This window comes from Neorhizobium sp. SOG26, assembly GCF_003491345.1.
Lineage (GTDB): Bacteria > Pseudomonadota > Alphaproteobacteria > Rhizobiales > Rhizobiaceae > Neorhizobium > Neorhizobium turbinariae.
The window spans coordinates 2,394,805-2,414,232 of sequence record NZ_CP025512.1 but is presented as its reverse complement, the minus strand read 5'-3'; the positions used below and the strand labels follow the sequence as shown (position 1 = coordinate 2,414,232).

General features: G+C 62.1%; 21 protein-coding genes. 13 read left to right on the top strand and 8 right to left on the bottom strand.

Features of this window, described 5'->3' with window-relative positions; all coding sequences use genetic code 11:
* The first annotated feature begins 4 nt into the window (after positions 1-4).
* From CYG48_RS11960 to CYG48_RS11945, 4 genes are all read left to right on the top strand, one after another.
* Complete coding sequence (locus tag CYG48_RS11960) at positions 5-1,099, top strand: ABC transporter ATP-binding protein (RefSeq protein WP_118850594.1); 1,095 nt, start codon at positions 5-7, stop codon at positions 1,097-1,099.
* A gap of 180 nt (positions 1,100-1,279) precedes the next feature.
* On the top strand, positions 1,280-2,119 hold the full coding sequence (locus tag CYG48_RS11955; protein WP_245450336.1) for a BON domain-containing protein: 840 nt from the start codon (positions 1,280-1,282) through the stop codon (positions 2,117-2,119).
* A gap of 378 nt (positions 2,120-2,497) precedes the next feature.
* Entirely contained in the window at positions 2,498-4,195 is a 1,698-nt protein-coding gene (locus CYG48_RS11950) for a sensor histidine kinase (RefSeq protein WP_118850593.1), read from the top strand.
* A gap of 52 nt (positions 4,196-4,247) precedes the next feature.
* Complete coding sequence (locus tag CYG48_RS11945; protein WP_118850592.1) at positions 4,248-5,342, top strand: DNA topoisomerase IB; 1,095 nt, start codon at positions 4,248-4,250, stop codon at positions 5,340-5,342.
* A gap of 21 nt (positions 5,343-5,363) precedes the next feature.
* On the opposite strand, the gene CYG48_RS11940 is transcribed toward CYG48_RS11945, so the two are convergent.
* Both CYG48_RS11940 and CYG48_RS11935 read right to left on the bottom strand, forming a co-directional pair.
* The gene (locus CYG48_RS11940; RefSeq protein ID WP_118850591.1) at positions 5,364-5,924 is read right to left on the bottom strand and encodes a type 1 glutamine amidotransferase domain-containing protein; all 561 of its coding nucleotides are present in this window, start codon (positions 5,922-5,924) and stop codon (positions 5,364-5,366) included.
* A gap of 38 nt (positions 5,925-5,962) precedes the next feature.
* Complete coding sequence (locus tag CYG48_RS11935; protein ID WP_150132717.1) at positions 5,963-6,160, bottom strand: hypothetical protein; 198 nt, start codon at positions 6,158-6,160, stop codon at positions 5,963-5,965.
* Between the two features lie 225 nt (positions 6,161-6,385).
* Here CYG48_RS11935 and coxB point away from each other — a divergent pair, with 225 nt between their 5' ends.
* From coxB to CYG48_RS11910, 5 genes are read left to right on the top strand one after another with little or no spacing between them, the layout of a single operon-like run.
* Positions 6,386-7,402, top strand: coding sequence for a cytochrome c oxidase subunit II (coxB, locus tag CYG48_RS11930; protein WP_245450335.1), 1,017 nt, complete (start codon positions 6,386-6,388; stop codon positions 7,400-7,402).
* The gene (ctaD, locus tag CYG48_RS11925; RefSeq protein WP_118850588.1) at positions 7,399-9,912 is read left to right on the top strand and encodes a cytochrome c oxidase subunit I; all 2,514 of its coding nucleotides are present in this window, start codon (positions 7,399-7,401) and stop codon (positions 9,910-9,912) included. The genes coxB and ctaD overlap by 4 nt, the downstream gene beginning before the upstream one ends.
* Positions 9,909-10,292, top strand: a complete 384-nt coding sequence (locus CYG48_RS11920; protein ID WP_118850587.1) for a hypothetical protein — start codon at positions 9,909-9,911, stop codon at positions 10,290-10,292. The genes ctaD and CYG48_RS11920 overlap by 4 nt, the downstream gene beginning before the upstream one ends.
* The gene (locus CYG48_RS11915) at positions 10,289-10,945 is read left to right on the top strand and encodes a cytochrome c oxidase assembly protein (protein WP_118850586.1); all 657 of its coding nucleotides are present in this window, start codon (positions 10,289-10,291) and stop codon (positions 10,943-10,945) included. Before CYG48_RS11920 ends, CYG48_RS11915 begins: the two co-directional genes overlap by 4 nt.
* Positions 10,942-12,006 carry a c-type cytochrome gene (locus CYG48_RS11910; protein ID WP_118850585.1) on the top strand — a complete coding sequence of 355 codons (1,065 nt, stop codon included), beginning with the start codon at positions 10,942-10,944 and terminating at the stop codon, positions 12,004-12,006. The genes CYG48_RS11915 and CYG48_RS11910 overlap by 4 nt, the downstream gene beginning before the upstream one ends.
* A 241-nt stretch (positions 12,007-12,247) precedes the next feature.
* On the opposite strand, the gene CYG48_RS11905 is transcribed toward CYG48_RS11910, so the two are convergent.
* Complete coding sequence (locus tag CYG48_RS11905; protein WP_118850584.1) at positions 12,248-12,511, bottom strand: hypothetical protein; 264 nt, start codon at positions 12,509-12,511, stop codon at positions 12,248-12,250.
* 110 nt (positions 12,512-12,621) lie between these two features.
* Between CYG48_RS11905 and CYG48_RS11900 the strand changes: the two genes are divergently transcribed.
* The 3 genes from CYG48_RS11900 to glgX all read left to right on the top strand — a co-directional run bounded on the left by CYG48_RS11900 (position 12,622) and on the right by glgX (position 15,304).
* On the top strand, positions 12,622-12,909 hold the full coding sequence (locus CYG48_RS11900; protein ID WP_118850583.1) for a hypothetical protein: 288 nt from the start codon (positions 12,622-12,624) through the stop codon (positions 12,907-12,909).
* Positions 12,906-13,157 (top strand): membrane lipoprotein lipid attachment site-containing protein, encoded by a 252-nt coding sequence (locus tag CYG48_RS11895; protein ID WP_118850582.1) that lies wholly within the window; start codon positions 12,906-12,908, stop codon positions 13,155-13,157. The genes CYG48_RS11900 and CYG48_RS11895 overlap by 4 nt, the downstream gene beginning before the upstream one ends.
* Positions 13,158-13,225: 68 nt before the next feature.
* Positions 13,226-15,304: a glycogen debranching protein GlgX gene (gene glgX, locus CYG48_RS11890; protein ID WP_118850581.1), complete on the top strand. Its 2,079-nt coding sequence runs from the start codon at positions 13,226-13,228 to the stop codon at positions 15,302-15,304.
* 74 nt (positions 15,305-15,378) lie between these two features.
* Here glgX and glgA read toward each other — a convergent pair whose 3' ends face one another.
* Together glgA and CYG48_RS11880 are read right to left on the bottom strand one after the other, a co-directional pair.
* Entirely contained in the window at positions 15,379-16,863 is a 1,485-nt protein-coding gene (gene glgA / locus CYG48_RS11885) for a glycogen synthase GlgA (protein ID WP_118851625.1), read from the bottom strand.
* A gap of 284 nt (positions 16,864-17,147) precedes the next feature.
* Positions 17,148-17,666, bottom strand: coding sequence for a DUF2934 domain-containing protein (locus tag CYG48_RS11880; protein WP_118850580.1), 519 nt, complete (start codon positions 17,664-17,666; stop codon positions 17,148-17,150).
* Between the two features lie 150 nt (positions 17,667-17,816).
* On the opposite strand from CYG48_RS11880, the gene CYG48_RS11875 reads away from it, so the two are divergent.
* Entirely contained in the window at positions 17,817-18,065 is a 249-nt protein-coding gene (locus CYG48_RS11875; protein ID WP_118850579.1) for a hypothetical protein, read from the top strand.
* 73 nt (positions 18,066-18,138) lie between these two features.
* Here the strand turns inward: CYG48_RS11875 and CYG48_RS11870 are convergent, their stop codons facing one another.
* The 3 genes from CYG48_RS11870 to CYG48_RS11865 all read right to left on the bottom strand — a co-directional run bounded on the left by CYG48_RS11870 (position 18,139) and on the right by CYG48_RS11865 (position 19,393).
* Positions 18,139-18,636 carry a YciE/YciF ferroxidase family protein gene (locus tag CYG48_RS11870; protein WP_118850578.1) on the bottom strand — a complete coding sequence of 166 codons (498 nt, stop codon included), beginning with the start codon at positions 18,634-18,636 and terminating at the stop codon, positions 18,139-18,141.
* Between the two features lie 195 nt (positions 18,637-18,831).
* Positions 18,832-18,996 (bottom strand): hypothetical protein, encoded by a 165-nt coding sequence (locus tag CYG48_RS22515; RefSeq protein WP_199925303.1) that lies wholly within the window; start codon positions 18,994-18,996, stop codon positions 18,832-18,834.
* A gap of 199 nt (positions 18,997-19,195) precedes the next feature.
* Positions 19,196-19,393 (bottom strand): hypothetical protein, encoded by a 198-nt coding sequence (locus CYG48_RS11865; RefSeq protein WP_118850577.1) that lies wholly within the window; start codon positions 19,391-19,393, stop codon positions 19,196-19,198.
* Positions 19,394-19,428: the final 35 nt, after the last annotated feature.

The window sequence follows — 19,428 nt, the reverse complement described above, 5'->3', positions numbered from 1 at the left end:
GCTCATGAGCTTTCTCGAAATCAAGAACATCCGCAAGAAGATCGGGCCGAACGAGATCCTGAAGGGGATCGACATCGAGCTGGAAAAGGGCGGCTTCCTGGTTCTGGTCGGTCCTTCCGGCTGCGGCAAGTCCACGCTTCTCAACGTCATCGCCGGCCTCTTGCCGCAGACCTCGGGCGATATCGTCATTGATGGGCAGGTGGTTACTGACCTTCACCCGTCAAAGCGCGATATCGCCATGGTCTTCCAGTCCTACGCGCTCTACCCGAACATGACGGTGGAAGAGAACATCGCCTTTGCGCTGGAAATGCGCGGCGTGGAAAAGGCGCAGCGCGAAGCCGCGGTCAAGCAGGTGGCCAAGACACTGCAGATCGAGCATCTCCTGAAGCGCCGCCCAAGCCAGCTTTCCGGCGGCCAGCGCCAGCGTGTCGCCATGGGCCGCGCGCTCGTTCGCCAGCCGCGCGTCTTCCTGTTCGATGAGCCGCTTTCGAACCTCGACGCCAAGCTGCGCGTCGAGGTCCGTGCCGAAATCAAGGCGCTGCACCAGAACACCAACGCCACGATCGTCTACGTCACCCACGACCAGATCGAGGCGATGACGCTTGCGACCAAGATCGTCGTGCTGAAGGAAGGCACGGTCCAGCAGGTCGGCACGCCGGCGGATATCTACAATCGCCCCGCCAACCTGTTTGTCGCCGACTTCATGGGCTCGCCAGCGATGAACATGCTGAAAGGCAAGGTTTCCGACGGCGGTATCGCGCTGTTCGGTAGCGACGGCATCAAGGTGGACATGCCGCCCTCCGTCACCACGAGCCTTCCTGACGGCAAGGAGGTCATCCTCGGTCTTCGTCCGGAAGCCATTTCCGATACGGGCCTGCTCGACCCGAACGTGCGGTCGGTGGCGCGTATCGATGCGGACGTCACGATGGTGGAACCGACGGGTTCGGATACATTCGTCACCGGCAAGGTCGACGGCGCGACATTCACGGCACGCACGCGCGCAGACGTGCATGTGGCACCCGGCGAAAAGTTCACCTTCGCCTTCAACCTCGACAAGGCGGTGGTCTTCGATCCGCAGACGGGCAACCGGATCAGCTAAGCCAGTCGCCCTTCATCGTCATCCTTGGAGAAAGCGGCGATTCCCGTCGCGGCTTTTTCCGTTTCGGCTGCCCCTCACGGGCCCAGGGAGGAACATTCGGCCATAGGTCCCGTTCGGTCTTTTGTCCTGCTTTTTCGAACCACCTTCGGCAGGGCCAAATCCAAGCTGAGGAGACACGATATGGCCAATGGACCTTATTCCCAGTCGGGCGGGTATAGACATGACCGGATGCGCGATGAGTGCGACCATTCCCGCGACGAATCTTTCCGCGACAGAGACCGCGGCTCCTCCGGTGGCTACCGCCCGGGCGATACAGGTTATGGCAGCGGCCACAGCGCCGGCGACCGCGATGACGACGTGTTCGGCGGCCGCGACATGGACGATCGCTCCCGGTCCTCGCGCTACGGGCGTGGCGAACACTGGGCTGACAACGACTTCGGCCACGAACGCGGTTACGGCGACACCGGCCAGTCCCGCATCTGGGCGCGTGACGCCTATCGCGGCCGCCCGACCTCGTTCAGCTATGATCCGCGCAGCGATCGGGTGAACCAGGTCGAGAACCAGTATTACGGCTCCGACTACGAGCACCGGCAGGATGGCGATTACCGCTACGAGCCGAACGCCCGTTCGCGCTCACAGGGCGACGACCAGCGCGGCCGCTCGTTCATGCAGCGTGCCGGTGATGAAGTGGCATCCTGGTTCGGTGACGAGGATGCCGAGCGCCGCCGCGACATGGACGCCCATCGCGGCAAGGGGCCGAAGGGTTACCAGAGGTCCGACGCGCGCATAGAGGAAGACGTCAACGACCGGCTGAGTGACGATCCGATGCTTGACGCGTCGAACATCAGCGTCACGGTCAGCCAGGCCGAAGTCACTCTCGATGGCTTCGTGTCGAGCCGCGCCGACAAGCGACGCGCTGAAGACCTGGTCGACAACATTTCCGGCGTTCGGCACGTCCAGAACAACCTTCGGGTGGGCGATGGCCAGGCTGGCACGGAGTCGGGCGCGCCCGCAATCTAAGACATAAGCCTCGGCAGGACCGGCGTCTCTCGGATGCCCGGTCCTGCCGAAGGTACCCTCCATTTCATCGTCCACAAATTTCTGCCGCGGGCTCCGGAATTTGGCGGAATGGCGGATATTTGCCTAATGACCCGCCTTGGCCCCATCCCATCCTGTATTGACACGATACAATTCGCCGAGTCGGGCCCGCTTGGCCGCCGATGCGTGTCGGTCTGCTACAGGACACAGACCCATCGCGTGCAATCAATTGCTGGACAAGGGACCAAAACCGGTTAGACAGATTTCGCTAATACATTAGCAAAGGGCGGGACACGAATATGGAAACTGCGAACGGGTGGCGCAGGCCCCTGGCTCGTCTTCGTCGGCTAACCACGCGGAATGATTAGGCTTTCGCGCTTTTTCCCGACCGCTCCGATTGGAGCCTATCTGGTTGCCCTGGTGGCCGGAGTGGCGCTGCCTTTGCTGATCTTTGTTGGTTACCTGATGATGGAGCTGGAGGCCAACGAGCGCGAAATCCTTGCCAATGAGACCGCCGAGGATGCCCAATTGGTCGCCCGTTCGGTTGACCGCGAATTGCAGGACATGGCAACAACTCTGCGGCTTCTGGTGACCTCTCCGGAGCTCGAACGCGGCGACCTCAGGGCCTTCCACAACCGCACCCAGAACAGCCTGCGGTCCGATTCGCTGTTCGTCCTGGTGGCGGACGCGGACGGCCAGTTGAAGCTCAACACGCGCGTGCCCTTCGACACGCCGCTCGGCAAGACCGGCAACATGCCGGCACTTCAGTCCGTCCTGAAGAACGGGGTGACGGAAGTCTCCAACGTGTTCCGCGGCACGACCAGCGGAAGGCCCGTCTTCAACGTGGCGATGCCGCTGCCGCCGTCCGCCTCCAGGGCCGGTGCTGCCATCATCATCACCCAGAATGCCGATGATCTGCAGAAACTGCTGCCGACGGAAAGCTTGCCGGCCGGATGGTCGTTCGCGGTTGTCGACAGGGCCGGGCATGTGGTGACCTCGCTCGGCGCCCAAAGCCTTGAGCCGGGCAGTGCCTTTCCGGCCGAAATGCTGAAGCTGATGACCGGCTTCCGCGGCTCGATCCAGGATGTCGATGGCGACGAAATGCAGATGTACGGTTATTCGCAGATCACCGGCTGGACCTGGAAGGCGGTCGTCTGGGGGCCCATCGATGCGGCGCAGGCGAGCATTCTTTCCACCTGGCGGCAACTGATTTCCGGCGGCGCGATCTTCCTCACGGTTGCGATGCTGATCGCCTGGCTGGTCGGCCGCCAGCTACGCTTCCCGATCCGCCAGCTTGCCGAGATGGCGGAGCGCATGGGGCAGGGGGAGATCGTCTCTCCCGTTGAAACGAAGATCAAGGAAGCCAACCAGGTCGCGATCGCCCTCTCAAACGCCTCCTTCGATCGCAGTCAGGCGGAGGATCATATCCACCTCATCCTCCATGAACTGGTGCACAGGACGAAGAACATCCTGACGCTTGTGCAGGCGATGATGCGCCAGCTGGCGCGTCAGGACACCAGCATGGAGGAGTTCCAGAAAGCGATCGGCCATCGCCTGCAAGGCCTCGGCAAATCGATCGAGGCGCTGGCGAAGGAACAGTGGGCGGGCGTTTCGATCAGCCGCGTGATCGATGTCCACATGAGCACCTTCGCTGATGTCGCCGACCGGATCGACCTTCAGGGTGAGGATTTTACGCTGAAGGCGGAAGCGGTCCAGAACTTTGGCCTCATCCTGCACGAGCTTGCGACGAACTCGGTGAAGTATGGGGCGCTTTCGGTGCCGCAGGGCAAGGTGCGGATCGCATGGCAGGAACTCCCCAAGGATGGCGACGACCTGATGCTGCGGCTGAGCTGGGAAGAGATCGGCGGACCGGAGGTGGTCGAGCCCTCGCGCACCGGCTTCGGCACCACGATCATCAAGCGCCATGCGGAAGCGGCATTCCAGGGGCAGGTCCAGATCGACTTCTTCCCGCATGGCCTGCGCTGGGTCATGGATGCGCCGCGCGCCTCGTTCGAACGCCTGGAAGCGCCCGTGGGCATAACCGACGTCGCCGTCTGAGAACCGGAGGTTGTTCGGGGAACGAAGACGCGTGGCTGCCGTTTAAGCGGCCATGGACGCTCTCATTACACCCCTCGACACCGACCAGGAATCGCTTGAGATCATCGGTCTCAGTTATGTCAGCGACACGGAGCCCGGCATCCGCCGCCTGCGCCGCGGCAAGGGATTTTGCTACAAGCTGCCGGATGGAAAGCTCGTGACGGATGAGGAGGAGCGGCGGCGCATTGCAGCGCTCGGCCTGCCGCCAGCCTACGAGAATGTCTGGATCTGCCTCAACCCGCGCGGCCATCTGCAGGCGACCGGTTACGATGCACGCGGCCGCAAGCAGTACCGCTACCATGTTGATTGGCAGAACCTGCGCAGCGAGCGCAAGTTCGATCAGCTCATGCGGTTCGGTGAGTCCCTGCCACGCATCCGCAACAAGGCGAAGCGGGACCTTGCCTCAGGATTGGACAAGTCGGAGGCCGTGCTGGCGGCGATCGTGTCGCTGATGGACGCGACGCATCTGCGCGTCGGCAACAAGGCCTATGCCAAGGAAAACAAGACCTATGGCGCGACCACGCTTCTGAAGCGCCACATGATGCTGTCGGGTGACGCGATCGTGCTGCGCTTTACCGCCAAGGGCGGCAAGAAGGTGCGCCACACGCTCAAGCATCCGCGCCTGCAGCGCATCCTGGAAGAGATTGCCGACCTGCCGGGCCGGCAGCTGTTCTCCTGGCCGGATGAAAACGGCGTGCCGCATCCGGTCGATAGCGGGCGGCTCAACGCCTACATCGCCAAGGCCGCGGGGTTTGCCGTGTCTGCCAAGACCTTCCGCACCTGGGGCGGCAGTCTTGCCGCACTGATGGCCGCCTGGGATCACGTGGCGCAGCAGGGTACGGCGCCGAAGGTGAAGCTCATGACCCATGCGGCATCCGAGGCGCTCCACAACACGCCGGCCGTCTGCCGTTCGAGCTATATCCACCCGGCAATCCTTGCCCTGGCGGATGATGTCACACCGCTCCAGACGGTGATGGCGGCACGGCCGGTGGTGAACGGGCCCAAGGGCCTTCGCGCCAACGAACGACGGCTCCTTGCATTTCTGCAGGAAGCCACGGTTTCGCCGGAACAAGAAAAGGCCGCCGGCGTCGAAACGCAGGCGGCCTGAAGGCTTTCGTCGATCTTGCTTTTAAGCTGCCCGCCGGTTGTGGCGGCCTTCGCGGACTTCCTCGACGATCTTGTCCACGAACTGGGGCAGGTCCTTCGGCGAGCGGGACGTGATGATCCCGGCATCCACCACGACCGCTTCATCCTTCCACGAGGCACCTGCATTGCGCAGGTCTGTGCGGATGGAAGCATAGGAGGTTGCCTTGCGGCCACGCAGCGCATCGGCTTCAACCAGAAGCCATGGGCCGTGGCAGATGGCGGCAACGGGCTTGCCGCTCTTCACGAAATCGCGCACCACCTGCACGGCCTCTTCATTGGCACGCAGGACATCCGGGTTGATCTGTCCGCCCGGAAGCACGAGTGCGTCGAACTCCTCGGCCTTGACGTTCTTTGCCTCGAGATCGACAGGCACCGTGTCGCCCCAATCCTTCTCGTCCCAGCTCTTGATTTCGCCGGTCTTGATGGATGCGATCTTCACCGTCGCGCCACGCTTGCGCAGTTCCTCAAGCGGAACCCGCAGTTCGGAGCGCTCATATCCATCTGTTGCGAGAATAAGGATATTGGCAGCTTCGATATTGGTCATGCTGTCTCCTTGTTGGTCAGTTTCTTCTTCTCCCGGCCTTAGAGGCGGCCGGTGGACAGGTCCCTGCCGTTAATGGAGGCTGGAACGCTGATTTCGTCGTGCGGGGACTTGGGTAAGGGCAGAAACACCGAGGCAGGCACCGCGACCTGCGGGCCATGTCGCTGAGCATCCGCCAGGGACCCGCTGTCCCCGCGAACCGCCAGCGGTTTCTTCACCGTGTCGTAGTAGTTCTGCATGATCGCTCTCCCGTTGCGAGCCGGGGGCGTCATGCCCCCGATGGTATGAGAACCCAGCGCTTCCCAAATCGTTCCACATTTTTGTCCGGGCGTTAAGCAAAGTGATCATGCGGCGGGAACAAATTCCCCTGATGCGCGTTTGCGGCTGAATGTTCTGGGGCGGTTAGATGGGTTCAGGCGCGCATGGGCGATAGTGGTTTGACGGAGCGCCGCCGGCCAGTGTCCGTGAACATCAACCTTTGCCATGACGCGCGTCCCTCTCGACCGCACAGCCTTTATCTGCTCTTCCCCATTCTCTTTCTCACCGGTTGCTCCGGCGTGCAGTCGGCGCTTGATCCGGCTGGCCGCGAGGCCGCCGACGTAGCGACGCTGTCTTTCGTCATGTTCATCGGTGGCGCGCTCATCTGGGCCGGCGTGGTGACGCTGCTGCTCTATGCCTCGTCGCGGCGGAAGCAGGTCTATTCGGAAAAGAAGGCGGGCAGGCTTATCCTCTGGGGTGGTGTCGCGTTTCCGGTGATCACCCTCGGCCTGCTTCTGTCTTATGCCGTCTGGCTGATGCCGAGTGTCCGCCCGTGGTTCCAGGGACAGGACGAGGAGTTGCGGCGCATTGAAGTCACCGGCGAACAGTTCTGGTGGCGGGTGCGTTATCCGGAAGAAGGCGGCGAGGCCGCGATCGAGACGGCCAACGAGATCCGTATTCCGGTGGGGGAAAGGGTGCTGTTTCTGCTTGATGCGCCGGATGTCATCCACTCCTTCTGGATCCCGGTGCTCGGTGGCAAGATGGACATGATCCCCGGCCGCCAGAACCGGTTGACGCTGCAGGCCGAGCGCCCCGGTACCTATCGCGGCGTCTGCGCCGAATTCTGCGGCACCTCCCATGCATTGATGGCGTTCACCGTGGAAGCCATGGAGCCTGACGCGTTCAGCACCTGGCTCGCCGCGCGACGCAATGCCTCCGGGGCGCAGGATGCCGAAGGTCTTGCCCTGTTCCTCAGGCATGGTTGTTCAGCCTGCCACGCGATCTCCGGCACCGAGGCCCGCGGCACGATTGGCCCGAACCTGACTGCCTACGGTGCCCGTGGTTCGGTCGCAGCCGGCTCGCTTGAAAACACGACGGAAAACATCGCCCGCTTCATCCGCCAGCCGGATGCCGTCAAGCCGGGCGTCTTCATGCCGCATTATTCCATGCTGTCGGAGGTCGAAATCAACCGTATCGCCGCTTACTTAAAGGGGCTCCGATGACCGTCGAGCTCGGAGATTTTTCGCCAGAGGAGCGGGCCGCGCAGGAGGAGCGTCTTCGCAAGGTATGGGATACGCCGAAGGGGATCCGCTACTGGACCTCGGTCAACAACAGCGAAATCGGCCTCTGGTACGGCATGACCGCCTTCGGCTTCATGCTGTTTGCCGGCCTGCTTGGGCTCCTCATCCGCCTGCAACTGGCGGTGCCGCAAAACGACCTCATCTCCGCCGAGCTCTTCAATCAGGCCTTCACCCTGCATGGCACGGTGATGATGTTCCTGTTTGCCGTGCCGATCTTCGAGGCGGTGGCGATCTTCCTGCTGCCCTCCATGCTCGGTGCCCGCGAACTGCCGTTCCCGCGGCTCTCGGCCTTCGGTTTCTGGAGCTTCCTGCTCGGCGGCGTCTTCGTCTGCGGCTCGATCTTCTTCAATGCAGCGCCCAATGCCGGCTGGTTCATGTACCCGCCGCTCGCGACGAACAAGGAGCAGGCCGGCATCGGCGCCGATATCTGGTTGCTTGGTCTGTCCTTCATCGAAGTCGCCTCGATCGCCGCAGCGGTCGAGATCATCGTCGGCATCATGAAATGCCGGGCACCCGGCATGCGCATCAACATGATGCCGATGTTTGCCTGGTACCTGCTGGTGGTGGCCGGGATGATCCTGTTTGCCTTCCCGCCGCTGATTGCCGGCGATATCCTCTTCGAGATGGAGCGGATGTTCGACTGGCCGTTCTTCGATCCGTCACGCGGCGGCGACCCGTTGCTGTGGCAGCACCTGTTCTGGATCTTCGGCCATCCGGAGGTCTATATCATCTTCCTGCCGGCGATCGCGCTGATGGCGATGATCGTGCCGACCTTCGCGCAGCGGCCGATCGTCGGTTATTCCTGGATCGTGCTGGCGGCTGTCGGCACCGGGTTCCTGAGCTTCGGGCTGTGGGTGCACCACATGTTCGCAACCGGAATGCCGCAGATTTCGCTCGCGTTTTTCTCGGCCGCCTCGGAAGCCGTGGCGATCCCGACCGGGGTGCAGATCTTCGTCTTCATCGCCACCATGCTGGCCGGCCGCGTGATCTTTTCCGTGCCCATGCTGTTTGGCGCCGGCGGCCTCATCATCTTTATAATCGGGGGCCTCACGGGCGTCATGGTGGCGGTCGTGCCGTTCGACTGGCAGGCGCACGACACCTATTTCATCGTGGCGCACCTGCATTACGTGCTGATCGGCGGGATGCTGTTTCCGGTGGTCGCCGGCATCTATTATTATTTCCCGTTCGTCACCGGCAAGAAGCTCTCCGACGCCTGGGGCAAGGCTGCCTTCTGGCTGATGTTCACCGGCTTCAACATCGCGTTTTTCCCGATGCACTTTTCCGGCCTGAGGGGCATGCCGCGGCGTGTCTTCACCTACCCGGAAGACATCGGCTGGGACTGGTTCAATCTGATCTCGACCGTCGGTGCCTTCATCTTCGCAGCCGGTGTGGCGACCCTTGTCATCGATATCTTCCGCCCGAAGCCGAAGCCTGCGGAGCGCAATCTGAACCCGTGGAATTCCGGCACGCTGGAATGGACGAACGATCCGGACGAGAGCTGGGGCATGCGCTCGGTGCCGATCATCACCAGCCGCTACCCGCTGTGGGACCAGCCGAACCTGCAGGCCGATATCGAGGCGGGCCGTTTCTACCTTCCGGACGCGAAATCGGGCAGGCGCGAGACGCTGGTGACCTCGGTTCTCGATGCCGAGCCCATCCAGTGCCTTCGCGTCGGCGGCGTGTCCTATGTGACGATCATCGCGGCCATGGCGCTCGGCGGTGTGTTCATTGCGCTCACCTACCACTGGTGGATCACGACGATCATCTGCGCCATCATCACCTTCATTGCCATCATCGTCTGGCTGTGGACCGGCACCGGACAGATCCCCGAAGCGCCGGAAATGGATGTCGGGCTTGGCCTGAAACTGCCGATCTACGTCTCCGGCCCGGCCTCGGTCGGCTGGTGGGCGATGTTCATCACCATGGTGGGAGACGGCACCGCCTTCGGCAGCCTCGTCTTCGGCTATTTCTTCTACTGGACCATCCATGACGACTTCGCCGTCACCTCAGGCCCAGGCCTCTTCTGGCCGATGCTGGCGCTGGTCCTCTTTATCGTCGCCTGGGGGCTCACGCTGCTGGCGCGGCAACTGAACGAGAAGGGGCCGCTCGCTACCCGCCTGGTGCTGGTCCTGGCGGTTCTCGTCAGCATCGCCGCATCGCTGGCAGGTTTGGCCGGGCCTCACCTCCACGGCATGGATCCCACCTCGCATGTTTATCCGGCGATCGTCTGGGTGCTGGTGATCTGGACCGTGACACATGGCGTGCTGGGTGCGGTGATGCATCTGTATTGCCTCGCCCGCAGCCTCGCGGGCCGCATGACGGCGGAATACGATCAGGACATCCGCAATGTCGCGCTCTACTGGCACTTCACGGCAGTCACCGCGCTTACGACCTTCGCCGTCATCGGCTTCTTTCCGCTGGTGCTGTCATGAAGAGCGTCATTCCCCGCGAGATCGAAACCCTCTGGACGCTGTTCACGGCACCGGCGGTGTGGGCGCTGCATTTCGTCGTCTGTTACGTGCTGGCCGCCATCTTCTGCGCCAAGCGGCTGCCGGAATCCTTCACCTTCGACACCGTGCGCATCTGGCTGCTGGTCATCACCCTCGTTGCGCTCGCCATGATCGTGCTGTCGGCCTATCTTGCCTGGCGGCAGTGGGGTTACGGCAAGGGCGATCCGCCGCATGACGAGCCGACCCGGGAAGAACGCCGGCACTTCCAGGGGTTTGCGACGCTGCTGCTTTCGGGCCTGAGCTTCGTGGCGGTGATCTATGTCGCGATCCCCTTGTTCTTCATAGCGGAGTGCCAGCCATGAAGAAGGCATCGCTCGTCGCCGGCCTGCTGCTCCTCATGGTGCTTTGGGGCGGGCTTTTGCCCTTTGCCGACCGGACGTCGTTCTCCGTCCACATGATCGTCCATATGGGCGTCGTGGCCGGCGCCGCGCCGCTGATCGGCATCGGTCTCTCCGGCACGCGCTTCGACTTCACGCAGAGCCAAAGGTGGATCACGCCGCTGACCGGCTCGGTGCTGGAGCTCTTCGCCGTCTGGACATGGCATGTCCCGGCAATGCGCGCCCTGTCGGAAAGCTCTGCGCTCATCGCGGCGGCGGAGCAGGCGGTCTTCCTCGCCGCTGGCCTGGCGCTCTGGCTCTCCTGTCTTGGCGGCGCTGCGAGCGGCCGCGAGGAGCGGAGGCTCGCCGGCACTTTCGGGCTCATCTTCACTTCGATGCACATGACGCTTCTCGGTGCCTTGCTGGCGCTGTCGCCGCGTCCGCTCTATGGGGATGGCATTGTCAGTTGCCTCGGTATCACCTTGTCTGCCCATACGGACCAGCAGGCCGGCGGCGTCGTCATGCTGCTTGTCGGCGCAGTCGTTTACCTCGCCGGCGGGGTGGCGCTCCTGGCGCAGACGCTGAATTCGGCGCTTGCGGCGCCAATGAACCAGCCGGGAGGCAGGCCGCGCCCATGACGATCCGTTGGAAACACCTGATCATCCTCATCATCGTGCTGCCGCTCCTGGGGCTCGCCTTCGCCTGGTCGGGGATGATGGGCATCCGTGCCAGCACCGGGCACTGGGGCGTGACCGACTGGTTCCTGCATTGGGCCATGCGCAACTCCGTCGGCACGGCAGCGCTTGGTGTCGAGGCGCCGCCGCTGGACGATCCGGCGCGGCTGCCGCCTGCCGCGGGTCATTACGAAACCGGCTGCGCCATCTGCCATGGCTCGCCGGCCAGTCCGCGTCCGGACTCGGTTCTCGCCATGCTGCCGCCGCCGCCGGACCTCAGCCACGTCGTGCCGCAATGGACGGACGCGCAGCTGTTCGAGATCGTCAAGCACGGCGTGCGGTATACCGGCATGCCGGCCTGGCCGAGCCAGGCGCGTGACGATGAGGTCTGGGACATGGTGGCCTTCATCCGCAGACTGCCGGAGATGGACGCGCAGACGTACATTCAACTCTCGGGGCTGCAGACCTCTGGCATGGCTGGCGCCGTCTCGCCGCTGCCGATCACCTGCGAAAGCTGTCACGCCCAAACCCGGCTCGATGGCAAGAGCGTGATCCCGAACCTTGCCGGTCAGTCGGAAGCCTATCTTCTGGAAAGTCTCAAGGCCTATGCCGAAGGCCGGCGTCAGAGCGGCGTGATGCAACTCGCCGTGAGCGCGATGGATCCCGCGACATTTCCGGGGCTCGCGCGATATTGCGCATCGCAAGCCTCGCATCGGTCAGCAGATGATGCAGCAGCGTCAGAGCTGGTGGAGAAGGGGCGAATTCTTGCGGAAGCCGGGCGCCCTGCGGACAAGGTGCCCGCTTGCCTCAGCTGTCATGAGAAGGCGGATGGGAACCCGGTTTATCCCCGCTTGTCCGGCCAGCCGGCGCCATATCTGGAGCGGCAGCTTCACCTATTTCGTGCGGGAACCCGAGGCGGTACGTCCTACAGCCACCTCATGGTCGAGGCGGCAAAGAACCTGAATGAGGGCGATATCGCGGCGCTTGCCGCATATTTTGCAGGCCGCAAGGGGAATGGTCCCTGATCGCTCAGAGCCTCATCTGTCCCCTCCAGCGTCCCCTCTATTTCCACAGGGAGACGTTGATCAGACAGGCACGACCATCATGTAGCAGGCTGCAATCACAAGCATGAACCCTGCTGCTTCCACCCATTCCCGGACCATCGTCGCCTCCATCATTGCTGTGGTAGATGAACGAGAGAGGCCCATAGTGGTTCCACAAATCCGCCTTAAACGTGGCAGGATTGCCTTAAATCTAAATTAGGGCTTAATTGTCCGCCGCCGCCCGAGCCCGCGCCGCCTCCAGGATGGAGCGAACCTCGCGCGCCATGGCGTTTTGCGTGGCAAACGCAGTCTCCGGCAGGGCGCCCGGATCTTCCTCATTGTCCTTGAACGTCGCGTCGTCGCGCAGCTTGCGCAGGAAGGCGGTAATCGTCACCTCTCCGCCGATCATGGCTGCAAGCATCTCGATCATCAGTTCCCGGTGCGCGTTGATCCGGCCTTCCAGTTCCTCTGGCGTCAATGCAGACATGGCTCCCTCCTTCAAGATTTCCCACGTCCCCATGACATAGGCGCAAGGGGCGGGGAGGGAACAATCGCTGCGACGGAAAGTTGACCCCGGCACAAGACACGGAGGAAGCCATGGCAGAATTTGCCAGAACAGGCGATGGCGAGCCGGAGCGCGATGTCAGGGATCGGTTGATCCTGGCGCTTTATGCGCAGCTCAAGGCCGAGCGGCAAACGCGAGAAGCACTGGAATACGTGATCCGCGAAGGCGCGCTGGCGCCCGAGGTGCTGGAAGCGATTGCCTGCGACCCCGTTCCCGTCGCCGCAGCGGAAGATGTCGCTGCCGTTGAGAAAGTTATCGCCCTTGATGCCCGCCGCCGGCAGGCCGCCTACAAGAAGTTTTCCGGAGAAGACCATAAATGAAACGTCTCATCATCGCCTTGTCGTCCGTTGTCCTGCTTAGCGCCTGTGGTGACAGCGGCGAAAACCAGAGCGACCCGATCAACAACAATCCGCCAGCGCAATCCGGCACGACGCAGACGGCACCGGCCGATCGCGATCCGACGCCGCAGTCCGGAACCGGCGGCCAAAGCCCGGTTACATCACCGTCTGGCACCACGCAGACCGCGCCTGGAAACAACACGCCGCCGGGCGGCACCGGCAACCCGTAAATTCCCCTGTCAACGGAACGATTTCGCGTGTCGCGCCATTATCTGGCGAAACTTTCACAAGGTGCGGCATGGACACGAAATCAACTCATCTCTCCATCGAACCCGGTTCCTGGGTTCAGCTGGGAGCCAACTACGATGGCGAAGGTGTCAACTTCGCCATTTTTTCCGCGCATGCGGAGCGCGTCGAACTTTGCCTCTACGATCCGAGCGGCAAGGTCGAGATCGCCCGGATGGACATGCCGGAATACACCCACGAGATCTGGCACGGCTACGTGCCTGGCCTGAAGCCGGGGGCGCTTTACGGCTACCGCGTGCACGGTCCGTATGACCCGGAAAACGGCCATCGCTTTAACCCGAACAAGCTGCTTGTCGACCCTTACGCCCGAGAACTGGTGGGCGAGGTGGAATGGAACGACGCGCATTTCGCCTATGACCTGCTGCACCCGGACAAGGATTTGACCTTCGATGAGCGTGACAGCGGACCGTTCACGCCAAAGTGCCGGGTGATCGACCCCAGCGAATTCGACTGGCAGGACAAGAACCGCCCGTCGATCAGCTGGCCCTCGACCGTCGTCTACGAAACGCATGTCAAAGGCTTCACGCAGCTGAACTCGGCGATCCCGAAGGAACTGCGCGGCACCTTCGAAGGCATGGGCCACAAGGCTTCGGTGGAATATATCAAGGCGCTCGGCATCACGTCGGTCGAGCTTCTCCCCATCCATTATTTCCCGGACGACCAGCACCTGCTCGACAAGGGGCTGAAGAACTTCTGGGGTTACAACACGCTCGGTTTCTTCTCGCCGGCGCCACGTTATTACGGGCCGCGGGGCATCCAGGGCTTCCGCGACATGGTGCGCAGCTTCCATGATGCCGGCATCGAAGTGATCCTCGACGTGGTCTACAACCACACCTGCGAGGGCAATGAGCTTGGCCCGACGCTGTCTTTCAAGGGCATCGACAACTTCTCCTATTACCGGACGATGCCGGACCAGCACCGCTACTACATCAACGACACCGGCACCGGGAACACGGTCAACACCTCGCATCCGCGCGTGCTGCAGATGATACTGGATTCGCTGCGCTACTGGACGGAGTCCATGCATGTCGACGGTTTCCGCTTCGACCTTGGCACCATCCTCGGTCGCGAGCCGGAGGGCTTTGACGAGCGCGGCGGCTTCTTCGATGCGGTGACGCAGGATCCGGTTCTTTCCAAGGTCAAGCTCATCGGCGAACCTTGGGACATCGGTCCCGGCGGTTACCAGGTCGGTGGCTTCCCACCGGGCTGGGCCGAGTGGAACGACAAGTATCGCGACACAGTGCGCGAGTACTGGAAGGGCACCAACGTCTCGACCGATTTTGCCGCGCGCCTGCTCGGTTCCGGTGACCTCTACGACCAGCGTGGCCGCCGCCCTTGGGCAAGCGTCAACTTCATTGCCGCCCATGACGGCTTCACGCTGAACGACCTCGTATCCTACAACGAGAAGCACAACGACGATAACGGCGAAGACAACAACGACGGGCACAACGACAACCGTTCCTATAACTATGGTGCGGAAGGTCCGACGGACGACGAGGGCATCAACGCCGTGCGCGAGCGCCAGAAGCGCAACTTTCTCGCCACGCTGTTCTTTTCGCACGGCACGCCGATGCTGCTTGCCGGTGATGAATTCGGCCGCAGCCAGATGGGCAACAACAACGGTTATTGCCAGGACAGCGATATCTCCTGGATCCATTGGGACGACCTGCCGGAGGCATGCGAGGACCTGCGTGAGTTCACCCGCCGGATCATCCAGTTGCGCCGCGAGCAGCCGCTTTTGCGGCGTGAAAACTGGCGCGACGGCATGGACATCAAGTGGTTCAACGCCGGCGGCGGCTTCCAGGAACCGCACCAGTGGGACGAGGGCTCGACGCTCGGCCTTTACATCGGCCGCCCGGATCTCAAGGTGGAAGAGGGGATCTGGCACGACGTCCTGCTGCTCTTTAACCCGTTTGAAGGCAATGTGCCGTTCCAAATCCCGCAGTTCGGCGAAGGCGGCTGGGTGCTGGAGCTGACGACCTCGGACGTCAGCAAGCATGGCCTGGTCATCACCAAGGAAAAGGACTTCGAGCTCGAAGGCCGAAGCCTCGCCCTGTTCCGGCGGCCGTAACACGGCCGCCCATGCGGGCAAAAGAAAACCGGCCGCGAGGCCGGTTTTTTCATGGGCTGAATAAGCTGGAAAGATCAGATTGTCGCGCGGCGGATGCTGGCCCGGTCGAATGCGGCGTTACCAGCCTTGCGCACGAGGTTGGCGTAAACAGCCGCATATTGCTGCGCGCTCCGCTCCCATGAGAACTTCGCCTTCATGCCCTGGTTCTGCAGGCGCGCCCACATCTTGGGCTCCTGGAAGGCATGCATGGCCCGGCGCAGCGCCAGTCGCAGCCCATCCGTCGTAACCGGGTGGAACTGGAAGCCAGTAGCCACCCGCGCCGACATCGCCGCATCATTGGCATCGATGATGGTTTCGGAAAGCCCGCCGGTGCGCGATACCACCGGCACGCATCCGTAGCGCAACGCGTAAAGCTGGGTGAGACCGCAGGGCTCGAAGCGTGAGGGCTGGACGATCGCATCCGATCCGCCATGGATCAGGTGGGCCGTCGGTTCGTCGTAACCGACATGCACCGCCATCTGGCCCGGATACCGGGCAGCGGTGTTGATCAGCGCCTGCTCGATGTCCTTGTCACCCTGGCCGAAGACGATCACCTGGCCGCCGTTGCCGATCACCTCGTCCGCCGTATCGGCAAACATGTCGAAGCCCTTCTGCCAGGTGAGACGGCTCACCGCCGAGAAGACCGGACCCTTGCAAGATGGATCGAGGCCGAACCGGTGCTGCAACGCCGTTCGGTTGTCTCGCTTGCGGCGCAGGCTGCCGACATCATAGTTGCGGGGAAGATATGGATCGGTTGCCGGATCCCAGATTTCGAGGTCGATGCCGTTGACGATGCCGCGCAGCACCGCCACGCGTGCGTTCAACACGCCGTCGAGGCCCATGCCGAAACGTGGCGTCAGGATCTCGCGCGCATAGGTCGGGCTGACGGTGGTGATCGCATCGGCCGTCTGCAGGCCGCCCTTCAGGAAGCTGATGTCACCGAAATATTCCAGCTGATCGAGCGAGTAGGCACGCGGCGACAGGCGCAACTCGCCGAGCAGGCCGGCCGAATACTGGCCCTGGAAGGCGAGGTTGTGGATCGTCAGCACCACCGGCGTTTTGCAGCCGCGCTCGCGCATGTAGACCGAGGTCAGCGCCGACTGCCAGTCATGGGTGTGAACAAGATCCGGTACCCAGCCCTGCAGCACGCCATTGGCGATCTCGGCGGCGGCAAGCGAAAGGACCGCAAAGCGCTTCCAGTTGTCGTGGTGATCGATCCCGTGTTCATCGACGTAAGGTCCGCCGGGGCGGTCATACAGCGACGGTGCATCGAGCACGAAAAGGCTCAAGCCTTCCACGCGGGTATGCAGCAGGCAGGCGCGTTCGCCGAGGAGATCGTCGAAGGTCAGCAGTGGCATGGCGCTCTTCAGCTGCGCCATCACCTTCGGATAACCGGGCACGATCGTCGTGGTGTCGACGTTGAGCGCGCTCAGGGCTTTCGGAAGGGAGCCGGTGACGTCTGCCAGGCCGCCGGTCTTGATGAGGGGAAATATCTCTGAAGTAACCGATAAAATCTTCATACGCGGTGCCCGTTTGTCCGGGCCTGCACCCATTTCGCGACCCGGCACAACGTGCTGATCGCCGTTACCGATGTCGACCGAAGCGTAAGCGTTCATCGTGCTTTCCTCCGCCTCCAGGCGCTTGCATCTTGAAGAACCATTGGCGGGCAGCCAACGTTCCAGCGCTTCGACAGAGGGGAGGAATTTAACGCGTAAGCCATTCGCTGATGTCCAAGGCAAAGATAGACTGTGCCGCGGCAGAACATGTCGCCGCGGCCGTTCGATCACTGGTCGATCGGTTGGATCTAGCCGGCTGCGCCAGCCGAAACCTTCTTGGAGCGCTTCTTTTCCGGCCCTACGGCTTCCGGCATCGCAGCCTGGGCCTTGGAGCCTGCCTTGGCAGAAGAACTTTTCTTGTCAGTGGCGCCCGTCTTGGCCGGCGATGCGGGTTTCGCAGCCTTGGAACGCGCGTGCTTGGCAGCGTCGTCGCCAGGCGCTTCACCCAGTGCCGCGTCAACGGTCGCTGCAGCAGCTTTTGCAGACGGTTTCCTGGATGGTGCCTTGGAGCCTGAACCGGAGGAGGCGGGTTTGGAAGCACCGCCCTTTGCGGAAGCTGAGCTTTTTGTGCTCGAAGCCTTGGTGGTCTTGGATGCGCCGGCGCCTTTCTTGCCCTTGGCCGCTCCCGTCGATGCAGCGGATCCAAGTGCAGCATATTCGCGTGTCGCTCTATCCCAATGCTCCTGGTCCTTGCCAGACGGATAGCCTTCTTCTTCCCAGAGCGCGTATGCGCGCTGCCTGATCCACTTTTCTTCGGAGTCTGCCATTATTGTCTCCATTCGCCCGATCGTGAAAACGGCAATGGTGGCAAAAGGTTCCGGCCGCAAATGAAAATTGCGGCCATCCAAGCAGGTTGTTGACGTTGATGAGGAACCTTTTCCTAGCTCCCGCGTTGCGTGGCCGGGAAGGAGACAATCATGGAACGTTACTGCGATATCATTCCGCACGCGACCGGCTGGGTCTATGTGATCGACGGGGTACAGTCCGCATCCTGCTACCACACCTACGATCTGGCCATGGATGCCGCGAAGGCACACATTGCCCGCAGCATGGGCGCGAAGGACAAGATCTTCCGCCGCCAGGCGCTCAATGGAGAGATGCTGCCGGTCTCGGTGATCGCCAGAGCCGGAGCGGGGGCGATACCCCGAAGCCCTCTCTCTCAATAAGCAAGCAACAAAAAAGCCCGGTGAAAACCGGGCTTTTCCATATCAGGGGCAGGGTGAATCCGCCCCTTCGAAGTCAGGCAGCCTTCTGGCCCGCTGCATTGACAGCCGACTCGGCGAGCATGGTAAGAGCCTCGTCGGTCTTGCTTTCTTCGGCGAGCGTTTCTTCGAGAAGCTTCACCGCGTCCTTCATGCCGAGCTGCTTGGCCCAGGAGCGAAGCGTGCCGTAGCGGCTGATCTCGTAGTGTTCGACAGCCTGGGCTGCTGCAAGCAGACCAGCGTCCAGGGCCGGCGTGCCCTTGAACTCTTCCATGACCTCTTCGCCTTCGGAGATGATGCCTTCGATGGCATCGCAGGTCTTGCCCTGGGCACGCTTGCCAATGATTTCGAAGATCTGCTTCAGGCGTTCGATCTGGCCTTCGGTTTCTTCCTTGTGCTTTTCGAAAGCGGCCTTCAGCTTCTGGTCCTGGGCACCACGTGCCATCTTCGGCAGAGCCTTCAGGATCTGACGCTCGGCGTAGTAGATATCCTTGAGAGTTTCATAGAACAGGTCGTCGAGGGTCTTCGTTGCCATTGATCTCTCCTTGAGGTGATTGGTCTGGGTGTGTTTCCCAGGCCAGTTAACCCCACAGACAAAGGAAAGTTCCTCGCGGCGCAGACCTGCGGCGATATTCATTTTTCGATGATCGATCCCGGTAATCGGACAAAGCCGGGTTTTGGAAGGCCGGGGCCCAGGCGCCACAGTAGCGATAGTCAGGTCGCCAGGGCCTTAGGCTTTTTCGCCAAGCGCCTTTTGCAGTTCGCGCGCCAGTTCAAGCAGACGATCCGGAACTTCTTCTTTTTCAATTTCGTTCAGGAGCACCGAAACCTGACGATTGACGCGTCGTCCGATCCTTGTCTCCTGATCCGTCACCGGATTGCTTTGCTTCGCCATCCCGACCTCTGAGGTAATCGATGCTCGGCCACCCTAGCCGAAAGTATCCGCCCTGCTCAAACCCTACGCTGTCCTCCTTACAGCAAGATGGTTAACTTCGGATATCCCGAAAAAGTCACAGAGGATAAATCAATAAAGGCGACTTCCTATTCCGGAAGCCGCCCGTTTTGTTCCAATTCAGTGTCGGAAGGGATGATTTTTAGCGTTTCGGTGGCGGCGGCGGAGTGCCGGCCGGGATGGACGTCACCGTGGTGGCCACCGGGTCGCTTGCGGGGAATGTGTCTTCCAGTCCTTCTTCGAGCTGTTCTTCGAGATCCTGCCCGTTGCCACGCTCGCGAGCGGACTCTTCCGTCGTCTTGCCCTGCTCTTTTGTCGGTGAATTTGGCGTGCTCGTCATTTTGACCTCCTTATGTAACAGGGCGGAAACGGCTT